The sequence below is a fragment of the Candidatus Latescibacterota bacterium genome (assembly GCA_019038625.1).
GTDB lineage: Bacteria > Krumholzibacteriota > Krumholzibacteriia > Krumholzibacteriales > Krumholzibacteriaceae > JAGLYV01.
The window spans coordinates 1-9,797 of the sequence record JAHOYU010000117.1; the positions used below are offsets into that span (position 1 = coordinate 1).

The window sequence follows — 9,797 nt, forward strand, 5'->3', positions numbered from 1 at the left end:
GCACTGTGCTACCCATTCAGAACGCACTGATGACGGTCGAGAACACTGATCCCGGTAATGTCCCGTGGTTGACCAACCACTTCGAGACGCTGCTGTCCGAGGTATGGTATCCCTGCACCGTGGCTACGCAGAGCCGGGCCATCAAGCAGATCATTCTCGCCGCACTGGAGCGCACAGGTACCCCAGAGTTGATCGACTTCAAATTGCATGACTTCGGCTTCCGAGGTGTATCCAGTCCAGAGTCTGCTGCTTTGGGTGGCCTGGCGCACCTAGTCAACTTCATGGGTACTGACACAATGGCTGCCCTACAGCTCGGAAAATATTTCTATGACGAGCCGTGCGCTGGCTACTCCATTCCCGCATCGGAACACAGTACCATCACCTCGTGGGGGAAGGACAAAGAGGTTGACGCATACCGTAACATGATCAAGCAGTACGGAAACTTTCCTCTGTACGCCTGTGTCTCTGACTCCTGGGACATCATGAACGCCTGTGATATCTGGGGCACCACACTGAAGGAAGAAGTCCTTGCCGCCAACGGTACGCTGGTGGTACGACCTGACTCCGGTGATCCGCCACAAGTAGTCCTTGACGTGATCAAGAGACTCATGTCCCACTTCGGCCACACCACCAACAGCAAGGGCTTTGATGTCCTGAACGACAAAGTGCGTGTGATTCAGGGTGACGGCGTGAACATCGACTCGATCGGACTGGTCCTGCGTACGTTGGAAGCGAACGGCATCTCGGCCGACAACGTAGCATTCGGTATGGGCGGCGCGCTGCTTCAGAAACTCAACAGAGACACGCAGTGTTTCGCGTTCAAATGTTCGTCGACGAAGAGAAACGGACATCAATACGACGTGTTCAAACAACCGGCCACTGACCCAATGAAGAACTCCAAGAAGGGTCGATTTGCGGTGTGTGACGGCCCACACGGGCACATCATCACCGTACCCGAGGAATCATGGTTCGCTGGCCCCAACTATCTGCGCAAGGTGTTTGAGAACGGTATGGTCACCAGTACCACTGATTTTCAAGCGGTTCGGGCACGCGCAGCAATAAAAAGATCGGCAGGATTATGAGTGATGATCTGGTTGTACCGGCTTTTGGGATAGGTGCTGTGATAGGAGCTTTTATCGTTCTTCTCGTGGCAATTATGATCGCACAAGACGCAGAAGACCTGTATCACGACGATGTATGCTTCGTGGAATTTCAGCACGCTCCAGCCAGCGTAGATTCGTTAGAGATAGTGACTCGTAGACCTTATTGTGCAGAAAGGATATTCTAATGGATGATGGATTCACGCCAGGAATGTTTTGCGGTATTATCGTGGGTGCGCTGATATGTGGGATGATGGTCGCTGTGGCAAAGAACAACTCCATTATAGACTGGCAAGACAGATACTGTATTGAGAGACTGAACCACGCAGGCACCGGGTCAGATACGGTGTTCGTGCTCAAAGACGAACCCATCTGTTCTCGGGCGCTGGCACAATGACCGCACTGTGGAAGAACAGACAAGACGTTCGAAATGCCCGCCACCGGTTAGAGGGATTTGGTTGCAATGCTGGTGAAGAGGACATGGTCCAGATATTAAAAGATATTTGGGATCACCTAGAAGAAAGCGACGCTTCTGCTGAAGCAGCCGCAGCTGTAGTAGACGTAACCACACACTCACTGAATCTGTTCATGCTGCTAAGAGATGAGTACTTATGAGTACCCGCGCTAGGCTAGATCAGATAGAGAAGATGTATGATGAGGCAGGTAGCGAACAACACAAAGCCTACATGTGGCAGTACATCCCAACATTGGTTCATCTAGGTCGACAGCTATTAGACCGGATGGCCGAGCTTGAAAAAGAACTGAAGGATCGTGAAGATGAACTACGTTCTTTGAAAAATGATCCGTGAGCCTACAACAGTTAGGAGCACCAAAATGAAACGCAAAGGACCGGAAGTACCTCAGACGCGTCTGTCATTCGCACGCTTGGTTGTGCGCGTCATCGCAGGTTACAGTGTAGCAAAGGAATACGGCAGGCGACGACTAATTGACCCACCCGCCGAGACCGACGAAAACGAGTTTGCCGCTCTGTGCCAGCTCGAGGCGATCTACGGTCCAACGTACGCCGTACCACCTAAGGGATATGTGTGGACCAACAATATGCACACCACCATCGGGCTCCCCAAAAAGAAAGCCAATCCCAAGCAGCGGGCAGGCAAGAAGGTTCAGAAAGCGAGAAACAAGAAAAAATGAAAACAAAATACGCTGCGATTCAGGTGACCAAGAAAGCTACGATGTCGTTCGACAGAGTTCACGGCGAAGAGCCTGATACCGTTTACGACATACTGTACTTCTCCGATTATCCCGAAGTTACAGTGCCGGAAGTTGATCGCGCACGTTTGTTTCATTCGATCTCCGACGCTGAGGAGTATTGGGGTCTGTTCTTAAAAGACCCAGGTGTGCAAATTGCCAGGGTACTGGTACGACGTACTCTCGACTGGACAACGAAGGATCTTCCAAATTCGCCTCATGGCTGAGATGGACAGGAAGGGGGACGACCGATGTTAGTGGTAGTATTGGGGCTAGCAGGATACTTCGGCTTGGGTATAGGCATATTCAAACTCTGGACCACGATCTCTCCGCCAGTCCATCAAGTACGAAGTATAAGGTATTCTCAGCAAACTGACTGGTACTGTATCAACCACATCATGTTTCCACACGGTTCGGACATTACACTTGGAGTTGTCCCTGGACTTTGGATATGTCTCTTGGTGTGGCCGTTAGCTGTGAGCATGCGCATTGTGACCGAAACCGTCTACGTCATCATCAAGATCGGCATGCGTATCTCACACTGCGCTATTCCCAAAGAGTCTACACCGAAGAAGCTCAAGAACTCCGAACTGAAAGAAGCTGAACGTGAAGTAGAACAGATACTCAACGAAGGCAAGTAGTCATTCTTCCTAACAAGAGGTGTATCATGCGCAAACGACAGACGTATCGTAATCCGTTTCATCGCCTGCCCAAAGCCATCCATGTGGTTAGCAAGACAGGCAAGAAAGTGACAGTCGGTCCTACTGGTATACGGACAAAGCCTGGGACATTCTCAAAATCACGTATGATCAAATTCTGCAACTTCGACTCAGCCCTGCAGAGTGAACGCAGAACCAGAGAGAACATTGCCAAGGTTGAGCAACGACGCAAGTGGTTGGCACGCTCGAAGAAATCCAAAACGTCTGCCTGATTGGAGAAACTTCATGAGAGAACCGCACATACTAGGTGTTCACGATCCGAACACACTAGAGCAGCTGAACGAAGTCAACAAGTTCGCTATGAAAACTGCGCTGATGGCAGACGGCCACAGAGGCTACGGGATGCCCATAGGAGGCGTTGGGGCGTTCGACAACAAGGTATCGCCAGCATATGTAGGGTATGACATAGGCTGCGGTAACAACGCTGTCCTGCTCGACATGATGGGCTCCGATCTCGATGCTGAGTTAGTAGCAGACCTGATCACCAAGAACCTGGTCTTCGGCGCCGGAGGAGTAAACAATCATCCTCGTGCACCTAACTCACATCCTCTGTTTGACGACGATCGTTGGGACATCTTTCCTGACAATCACCGAGGGAAACTGCACAAGAAGGCGCGTGAGCAAATCGGCACCATCGGAGCCGGCAACCACTATGTCGACGTGTTCATCGACGAACTGGATCGCGTGTGGGTAGGAGCCCACTTCGGTTCTCGACGGTTCGGATACGACATCTGTTCCAACTTTCTAGCTCTCATTGTGGGATCAGAGTGGGGCGAACAAGTCAAGAAGGAGCAGGTCGGCACTGGATTAGTGTCATTGACTGATCCGATCGGGCGTGATTACTGGACAGCGATGACCTTGGCTGGTGAGTATGCACAAATCGGACGTAAGTGGGTAGTAGATCTGGTGGCTAAGTTGTTAGGTGCCAAGGTCTTAGACCACGTATACAATCACCACAACTATGCTTGGGTGGAGCACCTTTGGATGGAAGACACTCTCACCCCGATGCCGTGTGTGGTGATTCGCAAGGGCGCAACAGGCGCACGTCCTGGGCAACGTGGGTTTGTTGGTGGATCTATGTGTGACGTCTCCGTCATCCTTCAAGGTACTCCGTTTCCAAAGTCACCAGAGTACACGCATGAGATGTCGAAGGACGAAAAAGAGGACTCGCTAGCGATATTCAGTCGACAACAGCAGACGTTATTCTCGGCTGTACACGGAGCAGGTCGTGTGATGGGCAGGATGCAGGCTCTGGGCAAGCCTAACAAAGCCGAAGGGGGATGGAAACGTGAGCCGAAGGTAACTCAGGACATGATGGATCGGTCTGTCGCGGAAGCCGGTATAGTGCTGCGCGGCGGAGATCGTGACGAATCTCCACAGGTTTACCGAAGACTGTCGGATGTACTGGCTGCCCAAGGAGATACCATTCAAGTACTTCATACTCTCACGCCTAAGGTGGTCTGCATGGCACCGAAAGGAGGCCGCTAAGTATGTGTAAATTCGGAGAGTTACGCTCCTCCTGTGGAGCATGGGATCTGGATGCAGTAAAAAGTCTTCTTAACAGCTACTACTGCAATCCGATCCGACACGTATTAGATTTGGACATCGGCCACTGGCCTGCGGTTGAGGCTACAGACCAAGATAACACCCACTGTTTGTACGTAACAATCCGGAACGTCGCCAATCACACCCCGGCTAGTGATCTTATTGCACAGTTCAGTCTTACTCCTGTACCTGCTACAAGAGAGGTACTAATCAGCCATGACACGTATGTGACGACAAAATACCGACGCCTCGGTATCGGGAAAATACTGCTTGAAGCTAAGGCCAACATCGCCGTACATGCCAACTGTACTCTGCTTCTTGCCGCCGTCAATGAGCAGAACATACCGGAACACAGAGTCCTTGCGAACTTCTTTTGTCAAGGACAGGGCATATCCAGCTTTACCAAAGTCCATGAGTTCCGTTCGGTATACAGTCCTATGGGATTGTGGGCCTTCAACATAGATCAGGACAACATCAAGCTCAGCGGAAAGAGAGCGTAAGCATGACTGAGATAACCAAGTACAACCATCACGCCAGAGGTGATACCCACAAGATGTGGAACTTGGACTGGGTGTTGCCGGAGCTGAGAAAGGCCGTTCATTACGCGTACGACTGCACTCGAAAAAACCGAAAGACCAGCATTCCGTACGACGGCCCGAACGACATCGTTAGCTCTGTAGGAGCCGGAAGTCCTCCGCCGAAAGAACAGCTCACCCAAGAGCTGCTAGACTATCACGAGGAACGAGGACGCAGTGCGCTGGATGTAATCCTGTTGATAACCTTTCAGCTAGGATTTTCACAAGGAGAACGCAATCTAGAGAACCGGAATGGTCCCACAGCTCGACTGACGGATCTCATGGCCATGATTACAGAAGACGATGGCAAAGCTCTTGCAATTGTGAAAGCACTGTGGCACGCTCCGTACGGTCCTGACGACCGAGACACGTTGATCGCGCTGAAAAACGCTGCTGGACAGTTGCTAGGCAAGACCCCAGATGATCACGAAAAGGATGAGTACGCATATGTTGGATGGGACTTCACCAAGAAGTGTCTTATCCTGTCGAAAGATGGGGACTGACTATGGATTCTCAGATCATCTACAATCTCGACGAATGGGAGATGCAACAGTGAAAAGTCCGATGGACGATAATCCAGAACACTACACAGTCACCTACGTTGGCAAAGACCATGAGGGCGTAAAACGCCGTTGGTATATGCAGTTGCAACCGGACGAAGCGGGGCCGGATCTGTGGACGCTCACGCTTTCCGAAGCGCTCATCTTCCCGTTTCGGTGTGAAGCAGTAATGGCTGTGTTGTGTTTGGGTATCATGCAGCCTAAAGGCGTTTTCCGAGAAATTGATGTTTGTCCGATTGTACGAGGCGATTGGGCATTAACCGAAGATCTGTATCTTTCTGGAAAGGTAGAAAAGCCATGCAAACCTCCCCACCTAACGACACTCAAATAGTTCTAGAGTGGAACGATCCCGACAGAACGTTTGCACCTAAACGCTACGTGAAAGAAGCAGCAGGTAAGGGTTCGGGTCGCAAATGCTGTTGGACTAGCAACCTTCAAGAAGCCCAACGTTTTAAGGATAGTCGCCGTGCTATGACGTTTATCACAAGCCGCTCGGTGGAGGTCGGCAAGCCGACCAGGTGTATCAGCTTGGTAGAAGTAAAAGGCAAAAAGGGTATAACCTGGACAGAGCTGCGTCGAATATGAAAACCAAGAAAGAAGATGAACGGTATGTGCTGTGGTATTCGGAACGTCCGCATCTGGGACATCAAACTCCCGCAGCAGAGCGACTTTACCTGACGATAGGTGAGTTGTTTGCCGGCAATCGCGATGGTAGGGCGCTGAATAGGGCAATGAAGTACAACACACTAGCCGAAGCCCATGCCGCCATTGTTAATATGACCGTGTTTCGTATGAATCTCAACATGCCGCCTGTGTATCCGCTAATTTCAGTGGTTACAAGAAGCCAGTGGACTGAAGTTCGTTCAGTCTGCTGAGAGATAGGCGCCTTAGCTTAAGAGTGTCAATTCCGGAAGACTCCGCTGGGAAAGCACTCTGTCGTTGCAGAGGGTTGGTGGGTTCGAATCCCCCAGGCGCCGTATGTATAAACGAGAGGAGCACCATGCTATTACGTAAAATTGCCGCTGCGGTAATAGATGTTGCCGTAGTGAAACCTGTTAGACATAGTTGTGTAGTACGTCATAGAGGCACACCGCATCTTCCAGAAATGCGAAGCCGTTCTAACGAGGAACCAACCTTCAACAGAACCATTATCATCGACGACTCTATCACGTTGAAATCTGCATTACTCCGCCTGGGCTATTCTATAGTCAGTCCACGTCATAAGGTTTCGGCTCCGGAGATTTATCAAGGTGGTCGTCTAATGTTCCAAGCTGAGTGTGCACACGCTCATGAAGTAGAGACTTGGCAATGGCTCTCCAGCACTAACCAGGTGAAATTCAGGAGAACTGATGACCAGACGACAGTGTAATAGTTGTGGAGTGTGGAAAGACAACGCTCCGCCCTTAGATTTTGCTGAGACAGCTGAGTGGTCATGTCATGCCTGTGACCCAGAAAATACGTGGAACAGGTCACATCCTATTAATTCGACTGTAGGTTCTCCCGAAAAATTCCTGGCAAATCACGGCTACACAATGGAGTACATCCAGGCGAACGCCGTAATACATCACATAAATGCAATGCGGTACGCGGTTATTCGATCTGGTATACAAGTGTACGAGGGCACACATGCCGGAATCTGGCAATGGATACGCACAGGCGCCACGTTCAGGCCGAAGGCACAACCACGTGGAACTGCTACTAGGACCTTACCCAAGAAGCCGAAAGTAAAGAAAGGACGACTGTTGCGTCGTTCTCTTCAAGGCTTGAGTGCATTCGATAACGTCGACAACGAAGATCCTACTGTGGATTGGATGGATGATCACGGTTACATGGGATACTGATGCGGTAGGGAAGGGGCACCTAGTCACTAAGGGACAAACCCGATCCGATCTCCATCGGATGCTGTAGAGGGTTACAGCTACGGAGGTTCGAATCCTCCTCGCATCACGGGCGGCACCAACACTAAAATATGGTGAGACTTTAAGTCGTGTTTTGAGCACGTCGGATCGTTTCGAGAGTTCGAATCTCTCCCGCCCGTTTTTTCTTTTCTCCTGGAGGTTAACACATGCAGTACCTAACACGGCCGTATCGACACACAGTACAGCGAAGGAATACGATATTCGAAGCAGGGTGGCATCCTCGTCCTGTTATTCGGCATCTCAGAGCACCAGTAGGATGCAGTAACTATCGACTTGATGCAACGCACATACCCATCGCACACCGTGGAAGGGTGTTTGCCTCTAGCGATGAAACTGAGCGTCTGAACGATCTGGACAAACGTAATGCCTGGTTCCATTGCCGTAAGGTCACCACCAGTTCAGCAAACGGACTCGTCCCTGAAACGCAATTCTCGGCAAACAAAAATCGCGTAATGTTCTCGACAGCACGAGCAGGGTGTCTAGCATACCACAACGACGAAACTCATCAGATTTTGAGATACGTTGCTGGGAAGCACGATCTGAACTGCCGTGACAAGGTAGGCGCTTATACGTCTTTCGCTGTTGCAAGTTCAGCAGTGGCCACGACTGGTATTCCTGAACTTCAAAACATACCACGTGACAGGAACGACCCACTTTCGACTGAGCTGACGCAGTGGTTGAAGGAGGGTGTTCCTAGACTACGAGAACTCGTCAATACATATGTACGAATTCCGTGGTTGTTATTGAATCCCGATCCGGCTGCAAAAGAGTTTGCCAAGATTAAGAAGCCTTCGGCGCGGACACGAGTGATAGTCACAGACAGCCTGGGGTACGCCTTTCCTTACGACAATTTCCCTGAGCCGGAGCTACGAATAGGCTTGCCTGGGTCTGTGTGGTACCATCCTGGCTTGTACTGGTTCGTTAACGCCTTGATTCGTGAAGCAGCGTCATTGGGCTGTGCTCCCGGTGTGAGGCGGAAGGAACAAGCCGAAGAAATCCTAGAGTCCGTGCAGGGTTTCGATGTTGCAAAGATCATTGATGAACATGACTACAGTAAAGCGCTGGATGTCTGGTATGCTATGCGTCCTCATATCATGACGCAAGCACAAGAAAACAGTACGGATCAGACCGCCTGGCATTCACCAGCGTTGTGGAATATGGCGGTCCAGTGTTCTATCACTGCCTTTGAGAATATCATTCTCAAAGGAGGCTGGATTGCTACTGGACCCTCCTTACGCAAGAACTGGCGCCTAGAATATGCGATAAAAAGTGAGGATCACGCAGGCACGGCTATTGCGTGGGAGCCTTTAGTTCGGCTGCACGGCGGAAAAAAATGTCCAAAAGATCGTCCCGATCTGCGTACGAAGATAGAAGAGATTCACAACAACTTTAACACGAGATTGGAGGCTGCCTCATGGGCCTAGATATTTGGAGAATGCCGGCCGGCTATCTCGACAACACAGTCAATGAGCCTGTCGGTCGCAGCTCTCTACCTGACAACAAGAACAACACACAAGATCGAGTTAGGGTGTGCCGAGATCACATGGATAGAGCCCAGTCCGAGATAAACAGAACACTCCGGAAACTACCTGATCTATTCATTCATTTCAATGGCAAGCTAAGAATCGGTCCCGATCTGCATGTTGTCGGTGCAGATGACATAGCTGAGTTAGCCACTCAGTTACACGAGTACCTGGAAGACGAGTTCGCCCGACTTACCCCGAAGAAGGAAAAACCACAAAGAACAGAGTTCTTCAACTGTGGTATCCGAGAACCTCACTGGGATCGAGACTATTCACGAGGTGGACGTACCAGGAGACCTGCAGGATTTCAAACAGAAGAGAAACCCGCTAAATTCACACGACTATTACGCAGAGGTTTCGCATCCCTACTCGAAAGCAAGGAGTCAAAGTAGTATGAAACATGCCATCTTTATACCATCTGTTACCGTCGGTAACGATCCTGAGTTTTTCGCTGTTGATCAAGAAGGGAAGCCCGTCGCAGCATCTGCACTTCATATGTCAGATGTTCGTCGTGTAAAGAAGTCACGCACCGACGCCGCGTATGGCTACGATAACGTGTGTGTAGAGATCAACACACAGCATCGAATCTGTTTACAAGAGGCTAACGCCGAAGTTGGAAGAAACCTACGAGCCGCACTATATCATCT

13 protein-coding genes and 2 tRNA genes are annotated in these 9,797 nt (G+C 50.5%); all 15 read left to right on the forward strand.

Annotated features, from left to right (window positions below; translation table 11 throughout):
• On the forward strand, positions 1 to 1,082 hold a 1,082-nt coding region (locus KOO63_09310), incomplete at its 5' end, for a nicotinate phosphoribosyltransferase (GenBank protein MBU8922006.1).
• Positions 1,083 to 1,287: 205 nt separating this feature from the next.
• On the forward strand, positions 1,288 to 1,497 hold the full coding sequence (locus KOO63_09315; GenBank protein ID MBU8922007.1) for a hypothetical protein: 210 nt from the start codon (positions 1,288 to 1,290) through the stop codon (positions 1,495 to 1,497).
• A gap of 437 nt (positions 1,498 to 1,934) precedes the next feature.
• Positions 1,935 to 2,252: a hypothetical protein gene (locus tag KOO63_09320; protein MBU8922008.1), complete on the forward strand. Its 318-nt coding sequence runs from the start codon at positions 1,935 to 1,937 to the stop codon at positions 2,250 to 2,252.
• On the forward strand, positions 2,249 to 2,536 hold the full coding sequence (locus tag KOO63_09325) for a hypothetical protein (protein ID MBU8922009.1): 288 nt from the start codon (positions 2,249 to 2,251) through the stop codon (positions 2,534 to 2,536). The genes KOO63_09320 and KOO63_09325 overlap by 4 nt, the downstream gene beginning before the upstream one ends.
• Before the next feature lie 264 nt (positions 2,537 to 2,800).
• Positions 2,801 to 2,950, forward strand: coding sequence for a hypothetical protein (locus KOO63_09330; protein ID MBU8922010.1), 150 nt, complete (start codon positions 2,801 to 2,803; stop codon positions 2,948 to 2,950).
• A 303-nt stretch (positions 2,951 to 3,253) separates the two neighbouring features.
• Positions 3,254 to 4,516: an RtcB family protein gene (locus KOO63_09335; GenBank protein MBU8922011.1), complete on the forward strand. Its 1,263-nt coding sequence runs from the start codon at positions 3,254 to 3,256 to the stop codon at positions 4,514 to 4,516.
• A 2-nt stretch (positions 4,517 to 4,518) separates the two neighbouring features.
• Positions 4,519 to 5,073 (forward strand): GNAT family N-acetyltransferase, encoded by a 555-nt coding sequence (locus KOO63_09340; protein ID MBU8922012.1) that lies wholly within the window; start codon positions 4,519 to 4,521, stop codon positions 5,071 to 5,073.
• 2 nt (positions 5,074 to 5,075) lie between these two features.
• On the forward strand, positions 5,076 to 5,651 hold the full coding sequence (locus KOO63_09345; GenBank protein ID MBU8922013.1) for a hypothetical protein: 576 nt from the start codon (positions 5,076 to 5,078) through the stop codon (positions 5,649 to 5,651).
• 49 nt (positions 5,652 to 5,700) lie between these two features.
• A complete protein-coding gene (locus KOO63_09350; GenBank protein MBU8922014.1) occupies positions 5,701 to 6,039 on the forward strand; it encodes a hypothetical protein in 339 nt (112 codons plus the stop codon).
• 250 nt (positions 6,040 to 6,289) lie between these two features.
• On the forward strand, positions 6,290 to 6,583 hold the full coding sequence (locus tag KOO63_09355) for a hypothetical protein (GenBank protein MBU8922015.1): 294 nt from the start codon (positions 6,290 to 6,292) through the stop codon (positions 6,581 to 6,583).
• Between the two features lie 6 nt (positions 6,584 to 6,589).
• Positions 6,590 to 6,685: transfer RNA gene (locus KOO63_09360), tRNA-OTHER, on the forward strand.
• Positions 6,686 to 7,547: 862 nt separating this feature from the next.
• Positions 7,548 to 7,655 (forward strand) — tRNA-OTHER (locus tag KOO63_09365).
• 283 nt (positions 7,656 to 7,938) lie between these two features.
• Positions 7,939 to 9,051 (forward strand): hypothetical protein, encoded by a 1,113-nt coding sequence (locus KOO63_09370; GenBank protein MBU8922016.1) that lies wholly within the window; start codon positions 7,939 to 7,941, stop codon positions 9,049 to 9,051.
• Positions 9,042 to 9,542: a hypothetical protein gene (locus KOO63_09375; protein ID MBU8922017.1), complete on the forward strand. Its 501-nt coding sequence runs from the start codon at positions 9,042 to 9,044 to the stop codon at positions 9,540 to 9,542. The genes KOO63_09370 and KOO63_09375 overlap by 10 nt, the downstream gene beginning before the upstream one ends.
• 1 nt (position 9,543) lies before the next feature.
• The coding region (locus KOO63_09380; protein ID MBU8922018.1) for a hypothetical protein at positions 9,544 to 9,797 on the forward strand (254 nt) is incomplete at its 3' end.